The 22,630-nt window shown below is 72.5% G+C and carries 23 protein-coding genes; 14 read left to right on the top strand and 9 right to left on the bottom strand.

Annotated features, from left to right (window positions below):
• Positions 1-80 precede the first annotated feature (80 nt).
• Both OIE49_RS22305 and OIE49_RS22300 read right to left on the bottom strand, forming a co-directional pair.
• Positions 81-1,040 carry a DeoR/GlpR family DNA-binding transcription regulator gene (locus OIE49_RS22305; protein WP_100569919.1) on the bottom strand — a complete coding sequence of 320 codons (960 nt, stop codon included), beginning with the start codon at positions 1,038-1,040 and terminating at the stop codon, positions 81-83.
• Between the two features lie 172 nt (positions 1,041-1,212).
• The gene (locus OIE49_RS22300; protein WP_326803816.1) at positions 1,213-2,685 is read right to left on the bottom strand and encodes an NAD(P)H-quinone dehydrogenase; all 1,473 of its coding nucleotides are present in this window, start codon (positions 2,683-2,685) and stop codon (positions 1,213-1,215) included.
• A gap of 108 nt (positions 2,686-2,793) precedes the next feature.
• On the opposite strand from OIE49_RS22300, the gene OIE49_RS22295 reads away from it, so the two are divergent.
• The 3 genes from OIE49_RS22295 (at position 2,794) to OIE49_RS22285 (ending at position 6,143) form a co-directional block, all read left to right on the top strand.
• Entirely contained in the window at positions 2,794-3,231 is a 438-nt protein-coding gene (locus tag OIE49_RS22295; protein WP_326803814.1) for a gamma-glutamylcyclotransferase, read from the top strand.
• A 150-nt stretch (positions 3,232-3,381) separates the two neighbouring features.
• Positions 3,382-4,206 carry a purine-nucleoside phosphorylase gene (locus OIE49_RS22290; RefSeq protein ID WP_100569916.1) on the top strand — a complete coding sequence of 275 codons (825 nt, stop codon included), beginning with the start codon at positions 3,382-3,384 and terminating at the stop codon, positions 4,204-4,206.
• Between the two features lie 272 nt (positions 4,207-4,478).
• Positions 4,479-6,143: a phospho-sugar mutase gene (locus OIE49_RS22285; protein ID WP_326803813.1), complete on the top strand. Its 1,665-nt coding sequence runs from the start codon at positions 4,479-4,481 to the stop codon at positions 6,141-6,143.
• A gap of 164 nt (positions 6,144-6,307) precedes the next feature.
• On the opposite strand, the gene OIE49_RS22280 is transcribed toward OIE49_RS22285, so the two are convergent.
• Positions 6,308-6,994, bottom strand: a complete 687-nt coding sequence (locus OIE49_RS22280; RefSeq protein WP_326803812.1) for a PH domain-containing protein — start codon at positions 6,992-6,994, stop codon at positions 6,308-6,310.
• Positions 6,995-7,139: 145 nt separating this feature from the next.
• Here OIE49_RS22280 and deoC point away from each other — a divergent pair, with 145 nt between their 5' ends.
• Genes deoC through OIE49_RS22265 form a run of 3 tightly spaced genes read left to right on the top strand, consistent with a single transcriptional unit; the run spans position 7,140 to position 10,467 of the window.
• Positions 7,140-8,090, top strand: a complete 951-nt coding sequence (gene deoC / locus OIE49_RS22275) for a deoxyribose-phosphate aldolase (RefSeq protein WP_326806302.1) — start codon at positions 7,140-7,142, stop codon at positions 8,088-8,090.
• Positions 8,091-8,102: 12 nt separating this feature from the next.
• Positions 8,103-9,548, top strand: coding sequence for an aldehyde dehydrogenase family protein (locus OIE49_RS22270; protein WP_401737202.1), 1,446 nt, complete (start codon positions 8,103-8,105; stop codon positions 9,546-9,548).
• On the top strand, positions 9,541-10,467 hold the full coding sequence (locus OIE49_RS22265) for an aldehyde dehydrogenase family protein (protein ID WP_326803810.1): 927 nt from the start codon (positions 9,541-9,543) through the stop codon (positions 10,465-10,467). Before OIE49_RS22270 ends, OIE49_RS22265 begins: the two co-directional genes overlap by 8 nt.
• 99 nt (positions 10,468-10,566) lie before the next feature.
• On the opposite strand, the gene OIE49_RS22260 is transcribed toward OIE49_RS22265, so the two are convergent.
• On the bottom strand, positions 10,567-10,965 hold the full coding sequence (locus OIE49_RS22260) for a hypothetical protein (protein WP_326803809.1): 399 nt from the start codon (positions 10,963-10,965) through the stop codon (positions 10,567-10,569).
• A gap of 128 nt (positions 10,966-11,093) precedes the next feature.
• Here OIE49_RS22260 and OIE49_RS22255 point away from each other — a divergent pair, with 128 nt between their 5' ends.
• Positions 11,094-11,729: a uridine kinase family protein gene (locus OIE49_RS22255; RefSeq protein ID WP_326803808.1), complete on the top strand. Its 636-nt coding sequence runs from the start codon at positions 11,094-11,096 to the stop codon at positions 11,727-11,729.
• A gap of 332 nt (positions 11,730-12,061) precedes the next feature.
• Here the strand turns inward: OIE49_RS22255 and OIE49_RS22250 are convergent, their stop codons facing one another.
• Positions 12,062-12,823, bottom strand: coding sequence for a SigE family RNA polymerase sigma factor (locus tag OIE49_RS22250; RefSeq protein WP_100569908.1), 762 nt, complete (start codon positions 12,821-12,823; stop codon positions 12,062-12,064).
• Between the two features lie 205 nt (positions 12,824-13,028).
• Here OIE49_RS22250 and afsQ1 point away from each other — a divergent pair, with 205 nt between their 5' ends.
• The 5 genes from afsQ1 (at position 13,029) to OIE49_RS22225 (ending at position 17,038) form a co-directional block, all read left to right on the top strand.
• The gene (gene afsQ1, locus OIE49_RS22245) at positions 13,029-13,706 is read left to right on the top strand and encodes a two-component system response regulator AfsQ1 (protein ID WP_100569907.1); all 678 of its coding nucleotides are present in this window, start codon (positions 13,029-13,031) and stop codon (positions 13,704-13,706) included.
• Complete coding sequence (locus tag OIE49_RS22240) at positions 13,703-15,301, top strand: HAMP domain-containing sensor histidine kinase (protein WP_326803807.1); 1,599 nt, start codon at positions 13,703-13,705, stop codon at positions 15,299-15,301. The genes afsQ1 and OIE49_RS22240 overlap by 4 nt, the downstream gene beginning before the upstream one ends.
• Complete coding sequence (locus tag OIE49_RS22235; protein WP_100569905.1) at positions 15,298-15,906, top strand: hypothetical protein; 609 nt, start codon at positions 15,298-15,300, stop codon at positions 15,904-15,906. Before OIE49_RS22240 ends, OIE49_RS22235 begins: the two co-directional genes overlap by 4 nt.
• A gap of 232 nt (positions 15,907-16,138) precedes the next feature.
• Positions 16,139-16,720, top strand: coding sequence for a VanZ family protein (locus tag OIE49_RS22230; protein WP_326803806.1), 582 nt, complete (start codon positions 16,139-16,141; stop codon positions 16,718-16,720).
• Between the two features lie 117 nt (positions 16,721-16,837).
• Entirely contained in the window at positions 16,838-17,038 is a 201-nt protein-coding gene (locus OIE49_RS22225; protein ID WP_326803805.1) for a PspC domain-containing protein, read from the top strand.
• 112 nt (positions 17,039-17,150) lie between these two features.
• Here OIE49_RS22225 and OIE49_RS22220 read toward each other — a convergent pair whose 3' ends face one another.
• Both OIE49_RS22220 and OIE49_RS22215 read right to left on the bottom strand, forming a co-directional pair.
• Entirely contained in the window at positions 17,151-17,513 is a 363-nt protein-coding gene (locus OIE49_RS22220; protein ID WP_326803804.1) for an ATP-binding protein, read from the bottom strand.
• A 128-nt stretch (positions 17,514-17,641) separates the two neighbouring features.
• A complete protein-coding gene (locus OIE49_RS22215) occupies positions 17,642-18,805 on the bottom strand; it encodes an adenosine deaminase (protein ID WP_326803803.1) in 1,164 nt (387 codons plus the stop codon).
• Positions 18,806-18,917: 112 nt separating this feature from the next.
• On the opposite strand from OIE49_RS22215, the gene OIE49_RS22210 reads away from it, so the two are divergent.
• Complete coding sequence (locus OIE49_RS22210) at positions 18,918-19,679, top strand: alpha/beta hydrolase (RefSeq protein WP_326803802.1); 762 nt, start codon at positions 18,918-18,920, stop codon at positions 19,677-19,679.
• Between the two features lie 98 nt (positions 19,680-19,777).
• Here OIE49_RS22210 and OIE49_RS22205 read toward each other — a convergent pair whose 3' ends face one another.
• Positions 19,778-20,731 carry a LysR family transcriptional regulator gene (locus tag OIE49_RS22205; protein ID WP_326803801.1) on the bottom strand — a complete coding sequence of 318 codons (954 nt, stop codon included), beginning with the start codon at positions 20,729-20,731 and terminating at the stop codon, positions 19,778-19,780.
• Between the two features lie 63 nt (positions 20,732-20,794).
• Between OIE49_RS22205 and OIE49_RS22200 the strand changes: the two genes are divergently transcribed.
• Complete coding sequence (locus tag OIE49_RS22200; protein WP_326803800.1) at positions 20,795-22,069, top strand: MFS transporter; 1,275 nt, start codon at positions 20,795-20,797, stop codon at positions 22,067-22,069.
• Positions 22,070-22,302: 233 nt separating this feature from the next.
• Here OIE49_RS22200 and OIE49_RS22195 read toward each other — a convergent pair whose 3' ends face one another.
• Positions 22,303-22,473 carry a hypothetical protein gene (locus OIE49_RS22195; RefSeq protein ID WP_326803799.1) on the bottom strand — a complete coding sequence of 57 codons (171 nt, stop codon included), beginning with the start codon at positions 22,471-22,473 and terminating at the stop codon, positions 22,303-22,305.
• Positions 22,474-22,630 lie beyond the last annotated feature (157 nt).

The following is a 22,630-nucleotide window of genomic DNA, read 5'->3' as shown; positions in this document are numbered from 1 at the left end:
TCCGGGGCGAGGCGGTCCGCGGTCCTTCCCGAGCGCGTCCCGAAGACCTCCCCAGGCCTCCCCCGGGGGCGGCGAAGCCCTCAGCGCCTCCGGAGGTCCGCCACCCGTGCGGCCGGACGCTCCGTGCCGTTCGGCTGGTCCCCGCCCAGGGACGCCGGGCGGAGGTTCGCGCCCGGTGGCTGGGTGCGGCGGGGGCCCGGGAGGGGCACCTCACGGCGGCGGTCGCGGGGCGGGGGCTGGTCCGCCGCCGGGTTTCCCGCCGCGCCGGTCACGGCGATCTGGACGCCCTGGTCGGCGAGGGCCTGGAGCTCGGTGGCCGCGCGGTCGTCGTGGGCCGGGGGATCGTCCGTCACCAGGCGGGTGATGAGGTCGGTCGGGACCGTCTGGAACATCGTGTCCGTACCGAGCTTGGAGTGGTCGGCGAGCACCACCACCTCCGCGGCGGACTGCACCAGGGCCCGGTCGACGGACGCCGACAGCATGTTGGACGTGGACAGGCCGCGCTCGGCCGTCAGTCCGCTCCCCGACAGGAAGGCCTTGGACACCCGCAGCCCGTGCAGCGACTGCTCGGCCCCGGACCCGACGAGCGCGTAGTTGGAGCCGCGCAGCGTGCCGCCGGTCATCACGACCTCCACGCGGTTGGCGTGGGCCAGCGCCTGGGCGACCAGCAGGGAGTTGGTGACGACGGTCAGGCCGGGCACCCGGGCGAGCCGGCGGGCCAGCTCCTGGGTGGTCGTACCCGCGCCCACGACGATCGCCTCGCCCTCTTCGACGAGGCCCGCGGCAAGGTCGGCGATGGCCGTCTTCTCCGCGGTCGCGAGATGCGACTTCTGCGGGAAGCCGGACTCACGGGTGAACCCACCCGGGAGTACCGCACCGCCGTGCCGGCGGTCGAGGAGTCCTTCGGCCTCCAGCGCCCGCACGTCCCGCCGTACGGTCACTTCGGAGGTCTGGACGACGCGGGCGAGTTCACGGAGCGACACGGCACCGTTCGCTCGCACCATTTCGAGGATCAATTGGCGACGTTCAGCAGCGAACACGAAACTGACAGTAACCCCAGTGACCGTCTGCTTTCAGCAGTTTGCGCCGATTAGCAGAAGTTGTTCGCAGGGCAGAACGCCAGATGGTATAGAGCCTGTTCCGTTCGCTCCTGCCACCGGCATGGTCCACGACTCCCCGTGACCGGCGGGGAGTCGCAACCGTGCCGTGCCCCTACGCCTCGCCCGTCGCCTTGCGCGTGTGCAGCTGCCGTGCCACCTCGGCGATCGAGCCCGACAGCGAGGGGTACACGGTGAACGCGTTCGCGATCTGCTCGACCGTCAGGTTGTTGTCGACGGCGATCGAGATGGGGTGGATCAGTTCCGAGGCGCGCGGGGCCACGACCACGCCGCCGACCACGATTCCCGTGCCCGGACGGCAGAAGATCTTGACGAAGCCGTCCCGGATGCCCTGCATCTTGGCGCGCGGGTTGCGCAGGAGCGGCAGCTTCACACACCGGGCGTCGATCTTGCCCGCGTCCACGTCGGCCTGGGAGTAGCCGACCGTGGCGATCTCGGGGTCGGTGAAGACGTTGGAGGAGACCGTCTTGAGGTTCAGCGGGGCCACCGCGTCGCCCAGGAAGTGGTACATCGCGATGCGTCCCTGCATCGCCGCCACCGAGGCCAGTGCGAAGACCCCGGTCACGTCGCCGGCCGCGTACACGCCCGGAGCCGTCGTCCGGGACACCTTGTCGGTCCAGATGTGACCGGAATCGCGCAGCTTGACGCCGGCCTCCTCCAGGCCGAGCCCGGCGCTGTTGGGGATGGCGCCGACGGCCATCAGGCAGTGGCTGCCCTCGATGACCCGGCCGTCCGCCAGCGTCACCTCCACGCGGTCCCCGACCCGCTTGGCCGCGGCGGCACGCGAGCGCGCCATGACGTTCATGCCGCGGCGGCGGAAGACGTCCTCCAGGACGGCGGCCGCGTCCGGGTCCTCACCCGGCAGCACGCGGTCGCGGGAGGACACCAGGGTGACCTTCGAGCCGAGCGCCTGGTAGGCGCCGGCGAACTCGGCGCCGGTGACGCCCGAGCCGACCACGATGAGCTCCTCGGGCAGCTCGTCGAGGTCGTAGACCTGGGTCCAGTTGAGGATGCGCTCGCCGTCCGGCTGGGCGTCGGGCAGTTCGCGCGGGTGACCGCCGGTCGCGATCAGCACGGCGTCCGCGGTGAGCCTCTCCTCGCTCCCGTCGGCCGCCCTGACGACGACCGTACGCGACCCGTCGAGCGCCTGCATGCCCTCCAGCCGGCCGCGCCCGCGCATGACCCGGGCGCCGGCCCGCGTCACGGACGCGGTGATGTCGTGGGACTGGGCGAGCGCCAGCCGCTTCACCCGCCGGTTGACCTTCCCCAGGTCGACGCCCACCACCCGGGCGGCCCGCTCCGCGGGCGAGGCCTCGGCGGGGCCGCCGTCGGAGAGGGTGTCGGCGACGGTGATCCCCAGTTCCTCGTACGACGAGTCGAAGGTGGTCATCACCTCGGCCGTAGCGATAAGGGTCTTCGACGGCACGCAGTCGGTCAGCACCGACGCTCCGCCCAGACCGTCGCAGTCGACGACGGTCACCTCCGCGCCGAGCTGCGCCGCCACCAGCGCCGCTTCGTAGCCGCCGGGTCCACCACCGATGATCACGATCCGAGTCACGTACTCCATTGTCCCGCACCGTTCAAGGTGCTACGGCCCCGGGGCGGCGCGGCGCGATGGTCCCGCGTTGCCCGTGGGACCCGTGAGACGGGTGCGTGGCTGTCGTACGCTCGGTGCATGTCGCTCTATGCCGCATACGCCGGCAATCTCGACGCGCGGCTGATGTCCCGCCGCGCCCCGCACTCGCCGCTGCGTGCCACCGGCTGGACGAACGGCTGGCGGCTGACCTTCGGCGGGGAGCAGATGGGCTGGGAGGGCGCGCTGGCGACCCTTGTGGAGGATCCGATCTCCCAGGTCTTCGTGGCCCTGTACGACATCGCCCCGATGGACGAGGACTCCCTCGACCGCTGGGTGGGCGTGGGTCTCGGCGTCTACCGGCGGGCACGCGTGCGCGTCCACACGCTGGACGGCGAGGAACGGGCCTGGGCCTACGTCCTCGACGGCTACGAGGGCGGCCTCCCCTCCGCCCGCTACCTCGGCGAGATCGCCGACGCGGCGGAATCGGCGGGGGCACCCCACGACTACGTGATGGAGCTGCGGAAGCGGCCGTGCTGAGCGGCGCCGCCGGCCTCCTGGAAGTCTGAACCGGACCCGCTTCGAGGGCCGCCGGGAGCCGTTCCTCGTCGGAAACGACAAGACAACGATCGCATTGCCGTGACCACGGGCATCTACGCGCGTAGGCGAAGAGCGGCTACGCTCATCGGCGTGAACGCATCTCTTCTTCCGGACGACATCCAGGGCGACCCGTACGCCGCCGCCGACGCCGCCGCCGCGCGCCTGCGCGAACTCACGGGTGCCGAGTCCCACGACGTCGCCCTCGTGATGGGGTCCGGCTGGGCACCGGCCGTCGACGCCCTGGGGACCCCCGACGCCGAGTTCCAGGTCACCGAGCTGCCCGGATTCCCGCCGCCGGCGGTCGAGGGCCACGGCGGCAAGATCCGCTCGTACACCATCGGGGACAGCCGCGCGCTGGTCTTCCTGGGCCGCACCCACTACTACGAGGGCCGGGGCGTGGCCGCCGTGGCCCACGGCGTGCGCACCGCCGTCGCGGCCGGCTGCAAGACGATCGTGCTCACCAACGGCTGTGGCGGCCTGCGCGAGGGCATGCGCCCCGGCCAGCCGGTGCTGATCAGCGACCACCTCAACCTGACGGCCACCTCGCCGATCGTCGGCGCCAACTTCGTCGACCTCACCGACCTGTACTCCCCGCGCCTGCGCGCCCTGTGCAAGGAGGTCGACCCCACCCTCGAGGAAGGCGTCTACGCGCAGTTCCCCGGCCCGCACTACGAGACGCCGGCGGAGATCCGCATGGCCCGCACCATCGGCGCGGACCTGGTCGGCATGTCCACCGTCCTGGAGGCCATCGCCGCCCGCGAGGCCGGCGCGGAGGTCCTCGGCATCTCCCTGGTGACCAACCTCGCCGCAGGCATGACCGGCGAGCCCCTCAACCACGAGGAGGTGCTCCAGGCGGGCCGCGACAGCGCCACCCGCATGGGCTCCCTGCTGACCCAGGTCCTGGGCCGCCTCTAGCATCACGCGGTCCGCAAAAAGGCGGTCCCCACGGCGACGGGAAGGCCGCCGGACGGCGGAAGGGGCCGTGGGGGCGGGTCGACAGCCCGCCGCATACTTCGTCTCTGCCCAGGCCCACCATGGAAGCCCTGGGCAGTACGCCCGTGCGTTGCGGGCCGGCCCCACCCCCACGGCCCCGACCCGCAACGCACCCCGGCGCACCGGCCCACCGCCGGAGGCACCGGCATCCCCGCCGAAGCCGGGCCGACACACTCACGAGAGGCTGACCCAACGTGCACGACGACCTCATCGCACGGGCCAAGGCGTGGCTGGCCGAGGACCCCGACCCCGAGACCCGTGACGAACTCGCCCGGCTCCTCGAAGCCGTGAACGCCGAGAACACCGAGAACACCGAAGAGCTGAGCGAGCGCTTCGCCGGCACCCTCCAGTTCGGCACCGCGGGCCTGCGCGGCGAACTCGGCGCAGGCCCCATGCGCATGAACCGCTCCGTCGTCATCCGCGCCGCCGCCGGCCTCGCCGCGTACCTGAAGAAGAACGGGACCGCCCACGGGGACGGCAACGCGGGCCTCGTCGTCATCGGCTACGACGCCCGCCACAAGTCCGCCGACTTCGCCCGCGACACCGCCGCCGTCATGACCGGCGCCGGCCTGCGCGCCGCGGTGCTGCCGCACCCCCTCCCCACCCCCGTCCTCGCCTTCGCCATCAGGCACCTCGGCGCGGTCGCGGGCGTGGAGGTCACCGCCAGCCACAACCCGCCCCGCGACAACGGCTACAAGGTCTACCTGGGCGACGGCTCCCAGATCGTGCCGCCCGCCGACGCGGGGATCGCCGCCGAGATCGACGCGATCAAGAGCCTCCACGACGTCCCCCGTCCGGACTCCGGCTGGGAGACGCTCGACGACTCCGTCCTTGAGGCCTACCTCGCCCGCACGGACGCCGCCCTCGCCCCCGGCTCGCCCCGTACGGCCCGCACCGTCTACACGGCGATGCACGGCGTCGGCAAGGACACCCTCGTCGCCGCGTTCGCCCGGGCCGGCTTCCCCGCCCCCGAGCTGGTCCTCGAACAGGCCGAGCCGGACCCGGACTTCCCGACCGTCGCCTTCCCCAACCCGGAGGAGCCCGGCGCGATGGACCTGGCGTTCGCCAGGGCCCGCGCCACCGACCCCGATCTGATCGTCGCCAACGACCCGGACGCCGACCGCTGCGCGGTGGCCGTCAAGGACGGCGCCGACTGGCGCATGCTGCGCGGCGACGAGGTGGGCGCCCTGCTCGCCGCCCACCTGGTCTCCCGCGGCGCGACCGGCACCTTCGCGGAGTCGATCGTCTCCTCCTCCCTCCTCGGCCGCATCGCCGAGAAGGCGGGCCTGCCCTACGAGGAGACCCTCACCGGCTTCAAGTGGATCGCCCGCGTGGAGGGCCTGCGCTACGGCTACGAGGAGGCCCTCGGCTACTGCGTCGACCCCGACGGCGTACGCGACAAGGACGGCATCACCGCCGCCCTGCTGATCACCGAGCTGGCCTCGCGGCTCAAGCAGGAGGGCCGCACCCTCCTGGACCTGCTCGACGACCTCGCCGTCGAGCACGGCCTGCACGCCACCGACCAGCTCTCGGTCCGTGTCCAGGACCTCTCGCTGATCGCCGACGCGATGCGCCGCCTGCGCGAGCAGCCCCCGACGGCGCTCGCGGGCCTGCCCGTCACCCGCGCCGAGGACCTCACCCGGGGCACGGACCGGCTGCCGCCCACGGACGGCCTGCGCTACACCCTCGACGGCGCCCGCGTGATCGTCCGCCCCAGCGGCACGGAGCCCAAGCTGAAGTGCTACCTGGAGGTCGTGGTCCCGGTCGGCACCCACGCCGGCCTCCCGGCGGCCCGCGCGGAGGCCACCGAGCTGCTCGCGTCGATCAAGCGCGACCTGTCGGCGGCCGCGGGCATCTGACCCGTACGGAAACGGGAACGGGTGTCCCTCACCGATAGGGACACCCGTTCCGGCCCGGAAACAGCCGGGAGACACCCGCCGCACACACGTCCGGGCGGACACCGGACGACACACGCGCCACGGACACTCGCGTCACGGACCCACACGCCGCCGACGGCCGCGCGTCAGCCCACCGCGATAAGAATCGCCAGCACCACCGCACCGGCCACCGCCGGGCCCACGATCTCGTACGCCCAGCGGACCGTCACCTCGCCCTGCGCCGTCTCGGCGTGCTCACGGGCCTCGTGCAGTTCGCGCAGGTCGTCCATGAACTGGTCGCCCGCAGCGCGGACGGGACCGTCGTCGGCCGCGCTCCCGGACCCGAAGGCTCCGCCTGCGCGTCCGCCGGCCCTGCCCGCCCCCGCAGCGCGCTCGCCCGCCGCCTCGGCCCGCGCCTGCCGCCGGGTGGCCCGCTTGCGCCCCCGCAGCGAGACGGGCACCGCCCAGAGCTGGTACTTGGTGCCGGACTGGTCGAACACCTCGTTCGAGAAGCCGGAACGCAGCCCGGAGACCTGGCCCCAGGGCAGCACGATCACGCGGAAGGGGTTGCGGATACGCAGCCGGTCGGTGTTGGCGTACACGGCGGGCCGCAGGGTGAAGGCGACCACGAGCGGCACGACGAGGATCATCCCGGCGAGCGCCAGCCACGGGGTGCGGCCCTCGCCGACCACCAGCGCGTCGATGCCCAGCCACCCGACGATGGCGAGGAGCAGGGCACCGCTCGCGATGCCTGCGGACGACCGGTTGACCCGGTCCTTGAACTCGGGTGCGGCAGGTCGCGGCGAGGGGGGTTCGTGCTCGGGCGTCGTCATGGTCCCGATTCTGCCCGACGGCCGGACGGGCTCCCATCCGCGGTGCCCGCGGACGGGAGGGGCGCCGTGCGAACATCGGCCGGGTCACAAGACAGCCCGGGGGGTGTACAGCCGCTACGCGCGTAGATATGCTCGCCTGGTGACCATGCCCACCACTGCACCCCCTCTCGCTGACGTCACCGCGTCCGACAGCACGCTGCGCCGCTTCCTGCACGGGCTGCCCGGTGTCGACGCGGTCGGCCTGGAGGCGCGCGCCGCCTCGCTCGGCACCCGTTCCATCAAGACCACCGCGAAGGCGTACGCCATCGACCTCGCCATCTCGATGGTCGACCTGACGACGCTGGAAGGCGCGGACACCCCGGGCAAGGTCCGGGCGCTCGGCGCCAAGGCGGTCCACCCCGACCCGACGGACCGTACGGCCCCCGCCACGGCCGCGGTCTGCGTCTACCCCGACATGGTGGCCGCCGCGAAGGAGGCCGTGGCCGGTTCGACCGTGAAGGTCGCCTCGGTCGCCACCGCCTTCCCGGCCGGCCGGGCGTCGCTGGACGTGAAGCTGACGGACGTGCGCGAGGCGGTCGCCGCGGGCGCCGACGAGATCGACATGGTCATCGACCGCGGAGCGTTCCTCGCCGGCAAGTACCTGAAGGTGTACGACGAGATCGTCGCCGTGAAGGAGGCCTGCGGGAGCGCCGCGCGCCTGAAGGTCATCTTCGAGACCGGCGAGCTGTCGACGTACGACAACATCCGCCGCGCGAGCTGGCTCGGCATGCTGGCGGGCGCCGACTTCATCAAGACCTCCACCGGCAAGGTCGCCGTCAACGCCACCCCGGCCAACACGCTGCTGATGCTTGAGGCCGTGCGTGACTTCCGGGCGCAGACCGGCGTGCAGGTCGGTGTGAAGCCGGCCGGCGGCATCCGCACCTCCAAGGACGCGATCAAGTTCCTGGTCCTGGTCAACGAGACCGCAGGCGGGGACTGGCTGGACAACCACTGGTTCCGCTTCGGCGCCTCCTCGCTCCTGAACGACCTGCTGATGCAGCGTCAGAAGCTGGCCACCGGCCGCTACTCCGGTCCCGACTACGTGACGGTGGACTGAGACCTCATGAACATGGAAAACCAGATTTCCCCCTTCGAATACGCACCGGCGCCCGAGTCCCGCTCGATCGTCGACATCGCGCCGTCCTACGGCCTGTTCATCGACGGCGAGTTCGCCGAGGCCGCCGACGGCAAGGTCTTCAAGACGGTCTCCCCCAGCACCGAGGAGGTGCTGTCCGAGGTCGCCCAGGCCGGCGAGGCGGACGTGGACCGCGCGGTGAAGGCGGCCCGCAAGGCCTTCGTGAAGTGGTCGGCGCTGCCCGGCTCCGAGCGCGCCAAGTACCTGTTCCGCATCGCCCGCATCATCCAGGAGCGCAGCCGTGAGCTGGCGGTCCTGGAGACGCTGGACAACGGCAAGCCGATCAGGGAGACGCGGGACGCGGACCTGCCCCTGGTGGCCGCGTACTTCTTCTACTACGCCGGCTGGGCCGACAAGCTCGGCCACGCGGGCTTCGGGCCGTCCCCGAAGCCGCTGGGCGTGGCCGGCCAGGTCATCCCGTGGAACTTCCCGCTGCTGATGCTGGCGTGGAAGATCGCCCCGGCGCTGGCGACCGGCAACACGGTGGTCCTCAAGCCCGCCGAGACCACCCCGCTGTCCGCGCTGTTCTTCGCGGACATCTGCCGCCAGGCCGGCCTGCCGAAGGGTGTCGTCAACATCCTTCCCGGCTACGGCGACGCGGGCGCCGCGCTCGTCGCCCACCCCGACGTGAACAAGGTCGCCTTCACCGGCTCCACGGCCGTCGGCAAGGCGATCGCGCGCACGGTCGCGGGCACGGACAAGAAGCTCACCCTCGAGCTGGGCGGCAAGGGCGCCAACATCGTCTTCGACGACGCGCCGATCGACCAGGCCGTCGAGGGCATCGTCAACGGCATCTTCTTCAACCAGGGCCAGGTCTGCTGCGCGGGCTCGCGGCTGCTGGTGCAGGAGTCGATCCACGACGAGCTGCTGGACTCCCTCAAGCGCAGGCTCTCCACCCTGCGCCTGGGCGATCCGCTCGACAAGAACACCGACATCGGCGCGATCAACTCCGCCGAGCAGCTGGCCCGGATCACCACGCTGGCCGACAAGGGCGAGGCGGAGGGCGCCGAGCGCTGGTCGCCCGCCTGCGAACTGCCCGAGAGCGGCTACTGGTTCGCGCCGACGCTGTTCACCGGCGTCACCCAGGCGCACACCATCGCCCGTGACGAGATCTTCGGCCCGGTGCTCTCCGTCCTCACCTTCCGCACCCCGGACGAGGCCGTCGCCAAGGCCAACAACACCCCGTACGGGCTGTCGGCGGGCATCTGGACCGAGAAGGGCTCCCGGATCCTGGCGGTGGCGGGCAAGCTGCGCGCCGGTGTCGTCTGGTCCAACACGTTCAACAAGTTCGATCCGACCTCGCCGTTCGGCGGCTACAAGGAGTCGGGCTTCGGCCGCGAGGGCGGCCGGCACGGCCTGGAGGCGTACCTCGATGTCTGAGAACTCCGAGAAGTCAGTGAAGTCCGGGGCGACGACCGAACCGCGGCTTTCGGTCCTCAAGACCTACAAGCTGTACGTGGGCGGCAAGTTCCCGCGTTCCGAGAGCGGCCGGGTGTACGAGGTGAGCGACTCCAAGGGCAACTGGCTGGCGAACGTTCCGCAGTCGTCCCGCAAGGACGCCCGTGACGCGGTCGTGGCCGCGCGCAAGGCGTTCGGGGCGTGGTCCGGCGCGACCGCGTACAACCGGGGCCAGATCCTCTACCGCATCGCCGAGATGCTGGAGGGCCGCCGCGAGCAGTTCGTCCGCGAGGTCGCCGAGGCCGAGGGCCTGTCCAAGGCCAGGGCGGCCGCGCAGGTCGACGCGGCGATCGACCGCTGGGTCTGGTACGCGGGCTGGACCGACAAGATCGCCCAGGTGGTGGGCGGCGGCAACCCGGTGGCGGGCCCGTACTTCAACCTCTCCTCCCCCGAGCCGACCGGCGTGGTGACCGTCCTGGCCCCGCAGGAGTCGTCGTTCCTGGGCCTGGTCTCGGTGATCGCCCCGGTGATCGCGACCGGCAACACGGCGGTCGTGATCGCGAGCGAGAAGTCCCCGCTCCCGGCGCTCTCCCTCGGCGAGGTGCTGGCCACCTCCGACCTGCCGGGCGGTGTCGTGAACGTCCTGTCCGGCCGTACGGCGGAGATCGCCGCGCCGCTCGCCGCGCACCAGGACGTCAACGCGATCGACCTCGCGGGCGCCGACGCGGAGCTGGCGAGGGAACTGGAGGTCGCGGCGGCGGACAACCTGAAGCGCGTCCTTCGTCCACAGCCTGTGGACTACGCCGCGACGCCGGGCACCGACCGTATGACGGCCTTCCTGGAGACCAAGACGGTCTGGCACCCGACGGGCTCCCTGGGCGCCTCCGGCTCGTCGTACTGAGCCGTCCGGGGCGCCGCACGCGCCCCGCACAGACGAGAGCCGCGTCTCCCCTCCGTCCGGGGGAGGCGCGGCTCTCCGTGCGCGCGGGGTGCGCCCGGGTCAGCGCACCGACCCGAGCAACTGGCCGACGACCGGCACGGCGCCCACCGACGGGGCCTGGGCCACCGGGCCGGTGACCGTCTTCGAGCCGACCGGCTGGAAGTCGGCGACCTGGGTGCCGACGCCGTTGTCGAGCGGGTCGACGCCGGTGCCCGCGAGCGGGTTGGGCTTGAGGGCCGTGACGGTCCCGGTGGTGTGGCCGACCGTGCCGGCCAGCGCCTGCACACCCGACTGCGCGTCGGCCTGGCCGAGAGAGCTGAGCAGGCGCCCCTCGCCCCCGCCCGGGAGGATCTCCGCCGAGGCCGTCGTCGCGCCCACGCCCAGGGCGGCCCCGGCGGTCACGACGGCGACCAGGGCACGGCGGGCGGTGGGACGAGGTGAGGACGCGTGTCGAGCCATGACTGGTGCCGCCTTACGGATGCGGTCGGTAACGAGAACAGCGCACAGGGTAGTTGAGACGTAGCCCACGTTCCAAAGCCGACCCGCGGGGTCGGCAGGCGCGCCACCATGCGTCAAACTGGTGTTCCGTGAGCCTTCATCCTCCGCCTCCCGCCCGTGTCGTACTGCTGTGCGGCCCCTCGGGCTCGGGCAAGTCCCTGGTCGCCGCCCGCGCCGGACTGCCCGTACTGCGCCTCGACGACTTCTACAAGGAGGCCGGCGACCCGACGCTGCCGCTGGTGGCGGGGAGTTCGGACATCGACTGGGACCACCCCGGCTCGTGGGACGCGGACGTCGCGGTCGCGGCGATCAGCCGGCTGTGCGCGACGGGCACCACGAGCGTGCCGGTGTACGACATCTCGCTGAGCGCCCGCACCGGCGAGGACACGCTGCACATCGGCCGCACCCCGCTGTTCATCGCGGAGGGCATCTTCGCCGCCGAGATCGTGGGGCGCTGCCGTGAACTCGGCGTCCTGGCCGACGCGCTGTGCCTGAACCGCGGACCGGTCACCACGTTCCGGCGGCGCTTCGTGCGGGATCTGAAGGAGGGCCGCAAGTCGGTGCTGTTCCTGATCCGCCGCGGCTGGCGGCTGATGCGCGCCGAACGGTCGATCGTGGCCCGTCAGATCACGCTGGGCGCGCACGCCTGCGACCGGGACGAGGCCCTGGGCCGGCTGGCCGCCGCGGCGGCGGGACGGCAGGCGCAGACACGGACGGCCGCCTGACCGGCGTACGACTCGACCGGCCTACGACTCGACCGGCCTACGGCAGAGGGGCGTACGCATCTCGTACGCCCCTGGTGCGCCCCCTCGCGCGTCAACGCGCGTGCGCACGTGCCCGGAAGCGGGACACGAAAGCGGGACTGGACAGACCCCCCGGTCCTCCAGCCCCGCTCCCTTGGTGCTCCCCCACTTTCCCCCGTGGGTTCCCCCGTGCTTTCCCCCGTTTCCCCACTTCCCCCGTGTTCCCGAGTCCCCCGTGGCTCCCCCGAGCCCTGTGTTCCCCCCGGGATTCCCCCGCTTTCCCTTTCCCCCGTTCCCCCTGCCCTTCGGTCGTGTCAGGCGACCAGTTCGCCGAAGGACTCCTCACGGTCACGGCCGAAGCTGAGGACCTCGTCCTCGCGCAGCCGGCGCAGGGACCGCCAGATGCTGGACTTCACCGTGCCGACGCTGATGCCGAGGATGGCCGCGATCTCCGGGTCCGTACGGCCCTCGTAGTAACGCAGGACCAGCATGGTGCGCTGGAGCTCGGGCAGCCGGGCCAGCGCCTGCCACAGAACGGTGCGCAGCTCGGTGCCACGCATGGCGTCCGTGTCGCCGGGCGTCTCCGGCAGTTCCTCGGTCGGGTACTCGTTGAGCTTGCGGCGCCGCCAGGCGCTGATGTGCAGATTGGTCATGGTGCGGCGGAGGTATCCGCCGACGGCTGCCTTGTCACTGATCCGGTCCCACGCCCGGTAGGTCGAGAACAGCGCGCTCTGCAGCAGGTCCTCGGCCTCGAAACGGTCGCCGGTCAGGTGGTAGGCGGTTGCGTACAGGGAGGCGCGGCGCTCCTGGACGTAGGCGGTGAACTCCGCCTCCGACAGCGTGCGGCGCTCCCCCGAGCCCTCCCCGTACGCGGTTCCCCCGTGTGTTTCCCCCGTGTTCGCGTCAACCACCGTCATGCGGGGCTGAAGCCCCTGTGGCGCATGCGCGGTGTGCTGACGCCCGGTGCCGCGAGCGCACCCCCGCCCGCTCACGGCACCGGACTTCTCCGGAGACCGGGCCACATCGTGCAGACGCGTGACCACTGCGCTCTGGCTGGTGCTCTGCAGTGTGTTCATTTGCGCCCCCCGTCGTGGAGTCCCGGTGTTCCGTCCTGCTTCCTTGCCCCGTGCCGAAAAGCTTGCCGTGGTCACTTCATGACCATGTCCGCCGACTGTCACAGACCTGTCACAGGGGTCGGGAGCCCGTTACCGCGCGCAGGTCGCGGTACGGGTGCCGTACGGGTGTCGAAACAGCGACCCCGCATGCGCCAGAATGAGGCCCGTGCCTTCCCTGTTGCTGATCGAGGACGACGACGCCATCCGAACGGCCCTGGAGCTCTCACTGACGCGCCAGGGACACCGGGTGGCCACTGCTGCCAGCGGCGAGGACGGTCTGAAGCTGCTGCGCGAGCAGCGGCCGGACCTGATCGTGCTGGACGTGATGCTGCCCGGCATCGACGGGTTCGAGGTGTGCCGGCGCATCCGGCGCACGGACCAGCTGCCGATCATTCTGCTCACCGCGCGCAGCGACGACATCGACGTGGTGGTCGGGCTGGAGTCCGGCGCCGACGACTACGTGGTCAAGCCCGTGCAGGGGCGGGTGCTGGACGCCCGGATCCGGGCCGTGCTGCGGCGTGGCGAGCGGGAGGCGAACGACGCCGCGACCTTCGGCAGCCTCGTCATCGACCGGGCGGCGATGACCGTGACGAAGAACGGCGAGGACCTCCAGCTCACCCCGACCGAGCTGAGACTGCTGCTGGAGCTGAGCCGCCGGCCCGGGCAGGCGCTGTCCCGGCAGCAGTTGCTGCGGCTGGTGTGGGAGCACGACTACCTCGGTGACTCGCGGCTCGTGGACGCCTGCGTGCAGCGGCTGCGCGCCAAGGTGGAGGACGTGCCGTCGTCCCCGACGCTGATCCGTACCGTGCGCGGCGTCGGTTACCGCCTGGACGCGCCTCAGTGACCGACGAGCAGGGCGGGCTCGGCGACTGGGCCTCGGATCGCAACAGGGGGACGCTGTCCCGGCTCCGGTTCACCAGTCTGCGGCTGCGGCTGGTCGTCGTCTTCGCGCTGGTGGCGCTGACCGCGGCGGTGTCGGCGTCCGGGATCGCGTACTGGCTCAACCGCGAGGCGGTGCTCACCCGCGCCCAGGACGCGGCGCTGCGCGACTTCCAGCAGGAGGTGCAGAACCGCGCGGGCGCGCTGCCGGTGCACACCACGCAGGACCAGCTCCAGCACACCGCGGGGCAGATGGCCGGCAGCAGCCAGCGCTTCAGCGTGCTGCTCGTCGGCCAGGACGCGAACGGCAGGACGCTGTACGGCAACTCCGGAGGGCTGAACGGCTTCTCGCTGCAGGACGTGCCCCTCTCGCTGCGCACCGCGGTGAACAGGCAGCAGCCGCTCTCCAAGGCCAACAAGGCGCCGTACCACCTGTACTGGCAGCGGATCGTCATGCACGGCACCCCGTATCTGGTGGCCGGCACGCGGGTGATCGGCGGCGGTCCGACCGGCTACATGCTCAAGTCGCTGGAGCCGGAGGCCAAGGACCTCAACTCGCTCGCCTGGTCGCTGGGCATCGCCACCGGCATGGCCCTCATCGGTGCCGCCCTGCTCGCCCAGGCCGCCGCCACGACGGTGCTGAAGCCGGTGCACCGGCTGGGAGTCGCCGCGCGCCGGCTCGGCGAGGGCAAGCTCGACACCCGGCTGCGGGTGTCCGGCACCGACGAGCTCGCCGATCTTTCCCGGACGTTCAACAAGGCGGCCGAGGCGCTGGAGAAACGGGTCGCCGACATGGCGGCCCGCGACGAGTCCTCCCGCCGCTTCGTCGCGGACATGAGCCATGAGCTGCGTACGCCGCTGACCGCCATCACCGCCGTGACGGAAGTCCTCGAGGAGGAACTGGAATTCGAGGGCGGTGGCATCGACCCGATGATCGAGCCGGCGGTCCGGCTCGTCGTCAGCGAGACCCGGCGGCTGAACGACCTGGTCGAGAACCTGATGGAGGTCACTCGCTTCGACGCGGGCACGGCCCGGCTGGTCCTGGACGACGTCGACATCGCCGACCTGATCACCGCCTGCATCGACGCCCGCGCCTGGCTGGACGCCGTCGAGCTGGACGCCGAGCGCGGCATCCACGCCCAGCTCGACCCGCGCCGCCTGGACGTCATCCTCGCCAACCTCATCGGCAACGCGCTCAAGCACGGCGGCTCGCCGGTGCGGGTGTCGGTGCGCGAGTCGGCCGCGGAGGCGGAGCGGCCCGCCGAGATCGTCATCGAGGTGCGCGACCACGGACCGGGCATCCCCGAGGACGTGCTGCCGCACGTCTTCGACCGCTTCTACAAGGCGAGCGCGTCCCGGCCCCGCTCCGAGGGCAGCGGCCTCGGACTGTCCATCGCCCTGAACAACGCGCACATCCACGGCGGTGGCATCACCGCGGCCAACTCGCCCGAGGGCGGTGCGGTGTTCACGCTGCGGCTGCCGCGGGACGCCTCCGAGCTCGCCGCGGAGCGTACCGAGCACGGGCAGAAGGACAACGGCTCGAAGGGGGGCACCCGATGAACGCGCGCCGACTCCTGCCGGCGGCGCTGACCGCCCTCGGCCTGCTGCTCGCCGGGTGCGGGATCCGGCCCACCGAGGTGCCCACGGACTTCGGCGGCGCGCCCTCCCGCGTGCCCTGCTCGCTGTCCCAGCCCGACCTGGCCATCCAGTCCTCGCGCGGCGTGCCAGTCCAGGTGTTCCTGCTGTGCGGCTCGTCGCTGGTGACCGTCGACCGTACGGTACGGGTGCCGGAGAGCACCGTGGACGCGCGGCGGCGGGTGATCGTGGCCCAGGGGCTGCTCGACCAGCTCGCCACGCCGCCGTCGCCCGGTGAGAAGGCGGCCGGGTACACCACGCACGTCCCGGGCGGACTGAGGGTCGAGGGGCCCCGCCCCCGTGACCCCGCCGACACGCTCCGGCTGAGCAGCGCACCGGCCGGCCTCGCCCCGTACGCCCTCGCCCAGATCGTGTGCACCCTGTCCGACTCGGCCGCCGCCGAGGGAGACGGCTCCGTCGTCCTCGGCGGCCCGGACGACACGGCCCTGCGCCGCTACGAGTGCACCGGAGAGCTCCGCTCCCGCCCGGGCACCGGCCTGCCCCCGTCGGCCCCGGTGGGGGACGGCTGACGGGAGAGGCGGCGCGCGGCAACGGCACCGGTACGGGGCACCACGCCCGGCACGGGAGCGGCACCGCGTGCGGTGCCCAGGGGGGCGGCGCCCGGTGCGGCGCACCGGGACGCCACCGCGCGTGACACGCCCGTGCGAGGCACGGGCGCGGCGCCGGGTGTGGCGCAGCACTCACCTGTCACTGGGGTGTCCGGCCGGAACCGATCGTGCCGGGGGGTGCGTCTTGGGTGGCGTGCAGCGTCAAGGCTCCAACCGCGGCAGTGCCGCGATCCACGTCCGCGTGACAGGGGGTGTCCTCCTCGTCGCCCACCTCGCGCTCGTCGCCTGGCTCACGCTGCGTCCGCTGGACGTCCCCTGGGTGACGCCGCCCAATCTGCGTCCGCTCGCCACCGTCCGGGCCGACCTGGCGCTGGGCTGGCCCGGGGCGGCCCGGCGCATCGGCGAGGGACTGGCGCTGCTCGGGCCACTGGGCGTACTGCTGCCGATGACGCACGGCTGCCTCCGTGTCTCCCCGGTCGGCTCGCTGATCCGCACGGTCGCCGCCGGCGCCCTGGCCTCGCTGGGCATCGCCCTGCTGCAGACCGGCGTGCCGGGCCGGGTGGTCGACGTCGACACGGTCCTGATGAACACCGTGGGCGTGGCGCTCGCCCACCTCGCGGTCGTCCCCGCCGGCCGCTCCCGCCTCCGCCGCGGGGCGGAGCGCAGGGACCGGACCGCCCATCGCCAGGAGGACCCGCCTCAGGGGCGCACCCCGACGATTCCCAGGGTCGGCCTCGCCCCGTGGAGCGACGCTCTGCCGCCTTCGTCTCCGTAGCGTGGAACCAGTACCCCGACAGGCAACGTTCGCCCCGGGCAAACGTCACCTGCCGCGGCACCAGGACGGGGCAGCCGACGGGGAGGCCCCGCACCGACAGACCACGAAGGAGTCGAGATGACCGCCCTCGCCCGCCCGACCCACGGCCGCATGATCGGCGGAGTGTGTGCTGCGCTGGCACGGCGCTTCGACACCTCCGCGACGACGATGCGCGTGCTCTTCCTGCTGTCCTGCCTGCTGCCGGGTCCGCAGTTCCTGGTCTACATCGCGCTGTGGATCCTGCTGCCCTCCGAGGGGACGGCCGGCAGCGCGTGGTGAACGCCGCATCCGCGGACACGGCGGCACGGCTGGGGCGCACCCTGGAACCAGGAGGTGCGCCCCAGCCGTGCCGGTGTGTCCGCGGTGGGGGGTCGGCAAGAGGCCCCGGGGCTCAGCCCAGCGGCAGCCCGTTCAGCGGCAGGCCGTGGGTGGGCAGGCCCTGCAGCGGCAGGCCGCCGAGCAGACCGCCGACCGGCTTGGTCGGGCCGTTCTGGAGCAGGCCCTGAGCGGCCGGCTGCGCGGCCGCGAGACCCGACTGCATCGCGGGCCTGGCCTGGTCCAGCGCCTGGCCGGCCCCGGGCAGCGACTTGGTGACGTTCTCCGTCGGGAGCGCCTTGCCGACGGTGCCGAGTGCCTGGCCGGCGTCCGGAACGGCCGGCGCGGCGCTCGCGGCGCCCGCGCCGACGGCGGCGAAGGCGGCGAAGGCGGCCCCGAGGGCGACGACACCGAGGGACTTGGCGGCAGACTGCTTCATGAAAACGCGTCCTTGGGTGGAAGACAGGGAACTGAGCGGTCCACGACCGTAAACACGCCGAGCCGTCTTCCGCAAACATCGAAATACGGACGGAATATGCGCCCCGGAGGAGTTCCCGTACCCGCCGATCACTCTCCCGGGGAAGAGAAACCCCTGGTGGACACGGTCTGCTGAAACAGCCATTCGGATTTCAGCGCCGCATATCCGGGCTTGATCACGTCATTGATCATCGCCAGCCGTTCATCGAAAGGGATGAATGCTGATTTCATCCCATTGACAGAGAACCATTGCATGTCGTCGAGCGTGTATCCGAATGCCTCGACCAGCCGCTCGAACTCCCGGCTCATGCTGGTGTGGGACATGAGACGGCTGTCCGTATTGACAGTGGTCCGGAAGTGGAGCCGGCGCAGCAGCCCGATCGGATGCTCCGCGTACGAGGACGCCGCCCCGGTCTGGAGGTTGGAACTGGGGCACAGCTCCAGCGGGATGCGCTTGTCGCGGACGTAGGAGGCCAGCCGCCCCAGTTCGACCGTGCCGTCCTCGTGGACCTGGATGTCGTCGATGATGCGCACGCCGTGGCCCAGGCGGTCCGCGCCGCACCACTGGAGCGCCTGCCAGATGGACGGCAGCCCGAAGGCCTCGCCCGCGTGGATCGTGAAGTGGTTGTTCTCCCGCTTCAAATACTCGAAGGCGTCCAGGTGCCGGGTGGGCGGGTAGCCGGCCTCGGCGCCCGCGATGTCGAAGCCCACCACGCCCGAGTCCCGGTAGCGGTTGGCGAGTTCGGCGATCTCCAGGGCGCGGGCCGCGTGCCGCATCGCGGTCAGCAGCACGCCGATCCGAATGCGGTGACCGTTCTCCAGGGCGGTGCGCTCGCCCTCGCGGAAGCCCTCGTTGACGGCCTCGACGACCTCCTCAAGGCTCAGCCCGCCCTCCAGGTGCTGCTCGGGGGCGTAGCGCACCTCGGCGTAGACGACGCCGTCCTCGGCGAGGTCCTCGGCGCACTCGCGGGCGACCCGGACGAGGGCGTCACGGGTCTGCATCACGCCGACGGTGTGCGAGAACGTCTCCAAGTACCTTTCCAGCGAGCCGGAATCGGCGGCCTCACGGAACCACAGGCCGAGCTTGTCCGGGTCGGTCTCGGGAAGGTGCGCATAGCCCGACGCGCGGGCCAGGTCGACGACGGTTCCCGGGCGGAGCCCGCCGTCGAGGTGATCGTGGAGCAGAACCTTGGGCGCCCGGCGGATCTGGTCCGAGCTCGGGGTGTTCCCCTGGTGCGCAGTCTGGCTCGTCATTTTCGCACTGTAACTCCTACGCGCGTAGATCACGTGTGTACACAACCGTCGATATGTAACGGTGACCGCCCGGACGGGTGGCGTGCAGCGGTGTTTCTGACACTGTTCTGACATGGCACACCAAGCGACGCCGGTTCGCACGGCCCGGCTGGGGAGGACGCTCGGCACGGAGCCGGCGGCGGTGGGCGGAGCGGTGCTGCTGCTCCCGGGCGCCCAGGAGGTGTCCACCCGCAGACCCTCACCGGTGCTGGCGGCCGCCTCGCTGCGCGCGCTGGGGCGCCGGCTGGCCCGCGCCGGGCGCGAGGAGGACCTGGCCGTACACGTGGTGCACTACCGCTACCGCGGCTGGAACGGCGCCGAGGCACACGCGGCCGCCGACGCCGCCTGGGCGGTCGAGGAGGTCGTGCGGCGCTACGGGGACGTGCCGGTATGCCTGGCCGGTCCCGGCATGGGCGGCCGGGCCGCGCTGCACGCGGCCGGGCACGAGGCCGTCAACTCCGTGGTGGCACTGGCTCCTTGGCTGCCCGAGGACGACATGGCGGCCTCCCCCGAACCGGTCAAACAGCTCGCCGGGCGCCAGGTGCTGATCGTGCACGGCACGAACGACGAACGGACCGACCCCGAGCTGTCGTTCCGGTTCGCGGAGCGGGCGAAGAAGGCGAACCGGGGCGTGTGCCGGTTCGAAGTGCACGCCGACGGGCACGGGTTGCGTCAGTACCGGGACGAAGTCCTGGCGCTCACCACCGACTTCGTCATGGGCTCGCTGTTCGGGCGGGTGTTCTCACGGCCGGTGCAGGACGCGCTGGCGGCGCCGCCGCCGCTGGGGTTGCGGATGCCGCTCGCGGCCGGGTTCGGGAGGACACTGCGGCGGTAGGGCCGCCGCACGCCCGTGGGGAGCAACTCACCGTCGGTGGCGAGCAGTCCGCCATCAGGTGGGCGGCGGCGCACCCCCGGAGGGGAGGCGACTCGCCCTCAGGCGGGCAGCAGCCTGCCGCGTTTGGCCAGGAGGAACTTCTTGAACGCCGCGACCGGCGGCGTGTCCGGGTGGCCCTCCAGCCATGCCACACCGATCTCCCGCACCGCGCGCGGCGCCGTCACCGTCAGTTCGGCGACTCCGGGGCGGGGGAAGGCCGGCGGGGGCAGAAGGGCGACCCCGAGGCCCGCCGCGACCAGTCCGCGCAGGGTCTCGGCCTCCTCGCCCTCGAAGGCGACACGCGGCTTGAAGCCGGCCTCCCGGCACAGGGCGTCGGTGATGCGGCGCAGGCCGTAGCCGGGCTCCAGGGTCACGAACGACTCCTCGGCGGCCTCGGCCAGGCGGATGCGGCGCCGGGCGGCGAGCCGGTGCTCGGCGGGGACGACCAGACGCAGCTTCTGCTCGTCGAGGCGGCGGGCGACCAGGTCGGGGGCGTCCGGCACGGGGGACGTCAGGCAGAGATCGAGCTCGCCCGCCCGCAGTCCCTCCAGCATGGCCTCGCCGTAGTTCTGCACCAGGCTGAAGCGGACGCGGGGGTGGTCGGCGCGGAAGGCGTGGATGAGGCCGGGTACGGTCTCGGCGCCCATGGTGTGCAGGAACCCGAAGGCGACCTTGCCGGTGGCCGGGTCGGCGTCCGCGCGCACCTCCTCGGCGGCGCGCTCGATCTCGGCGAGGGCGCGCTGCACGGAGGTCAGGAAGGTGCGGCCCGCGGGGGTCAGGGAGACCGTGCGGCCCCGGCGGGCGAAGAGGTCGACGCCGAGGTCCTGTTCCAGCCGGACCATGGCCCGCGAGAGCGTGGACTGCGGGACCCGCATCTCCTGCGCGGCCCGGGTGACGTGCTCGGTGCGGGCCACGCCTTCGAAGTACGCGAGGCGGGGCGCCAGCAACGCGACGATGTCTTCTGTGTCACCGGTCTGTGACAGACGCGGCTGCGACCTCGGCTGATGCACCATGGGAACGATTATGCCGAGTCCATGCATTGGACGGATGAGTGCGGGCCTTCTTACGGTCGACGCATGACTCCCGCCGATACCGGGGCGCCCACCATCATGGGCGCCGTCGCCTCAGTCCCCGACTCCGACTCCCGTATGACCCCGGGCGGCCCCGGCTACCGCCGGATGAGCCTCGCCCTCTTCCTCGCGGGTGTCGCCACCTTCGCACTGCTGTACTCCACCCAGGCCCTGCTGCCACTGATCTCCGGCGAGTTCCATGTGGCGGCGGGCGACGCGAGCTGGACGGTGGCCGCCGCGACGGGCGGCCTGGCGCTGTTCGTGCTCCCGGCGAGCGCCCTGTCGGAGCGTTTCGGACGGCGTACGGTCATGACGGCCTCGCTGGCGGTCGCGGTGGTCGTCGGGCTGCTGGTGCCGTTCGCGCCGTCGCTGGGCGCGCTGGTGGTGCTGCGGGCGCTGCAGGGCGCGGCCCTCGCGGGGCTGCCCGCCTCGGCGCAGGCGTATCTGGCGGAGGAGGTCCGGCCTCGGGCCCTGGTCACGGCGATCGGCCTGTTCGTGGCCGGCAACAGTGTGGGCGGCATGAGCGGCCGGGTCATCACCGGCTGGGTCGCCCAGGAGTGGGGCTGGCGGGTGGCCGTCGGGGTGATCGGAGTGATCGCGGTGGGCTGCGCGGTGGCCTTCCGCCTGCTGCTTCCGGCGCCGCGGCACTTCAGGGCGGGCTCGCTGCGCCCGCGGGTGCTGGCGCGCTCGGTCCGCGACCACCTCGCCGATCCGCTGCTGCGCCGCCTGTACGCGATCGGCGCGCTGTTCATGACGGTGTTCGGCGGGGTCTACACGGCGATCGGCTACCGCCTGACCGAGGCGCCGTTCTCCCTGCCGCAGGGCATCGTCGGGTCGATCTTCCTGGTGTACCTGGTGGGCACGGTGTCCGCGTCGACGGCGGGGCGGCTGGTGGGCCGCCTGGGCCGCAGGGGCGCCCTGTATCTGGCGGGCGCCACGACGGCGGCGGGTCTGCTGGTGTCCCTCGCGGACTCGGTCGCGCTGGTCCTGCTGGGTCTGGTTCTGATCACCGCGGGCTTCTTCGCCGGTCACGCGGTCGCCTCCTCGGCGGTCAGCCGGACGGCGACGCACGGCCGCGCGCAGGCCTCGGCGCTCTACCAGTCCGCCTACTACGTGGGCTCCAGCGTGGGCAGCACGGTGGGCGCCATGGCCTTCCACGCACAGGGCTGGCCGGGAACGGCCGGGGTCGGCCTGCTGGCCGTCCTGGGCGTCGTGACGATCACGGCGCTCGGCTCTCGGGCGGCCAGGGTCGCGGCGCGGCGGGAGCCGGTGCCGGCGTAACGGCACATCGCACACCGGACCGCTCAACCGCGCCGGGAGCTGGGCGGCTGGGCGGCTGGGCGGCTGGGCGGCTGGGCGGCTGGGCGGCTGGGCGGCTGGGCGGCTGGGCCACGGTGGGCGCCGGGCGGCTCGGTGGTCACGGCCGGATGCGGATCGCTCAGCCGCGCCGGGCGCGGTGTATGCGTAGCCGCGCCGGACGCAGAACAGCTCACCGACGCCGTGTGCCGGGCCTCTCAGCCGCGCCGGGCCGGGAGTCGGGCGCCGGCGCCGGCGCAGCCGTGGTGGGAGACCCGCTGCCGGTCGGTGTCGGCGCCTTCGTCGGCTCCGGCGCCGTCATCGTGGGCGAAGGTGACATGGCGGGCTCCGACGGGGTCGTACGCCCCGCCGGAGAGTCGTTCGCCCACCGCCCCGATGGCCGTCCGGGACGCCGGTGTCCGGGCCGCGGGTACATGACCGCACAACCTCCCGACCTGCGGGTTCTCCGCTCCAGGGGTCGTTGTCAGTGGGCTGCGGTAGCTTCCGGAGTGCTGGGCGTGATGACGCGCACAGGCACGAACGGGA

It is taken from the genome of Streptomyces sp. NBC_01788 (assembly GCF_035917575.1).
In the GTDB taxonomy this organism is placed as follows: domain Bacteria; phylum Actinomycetota; class Actinomycetes; order Streptomycetales; family Streptomycetaceae; genus Streptomyces.
This window is presented reverse-complemented; position numbering and strand designations above follow the sequence as displayed.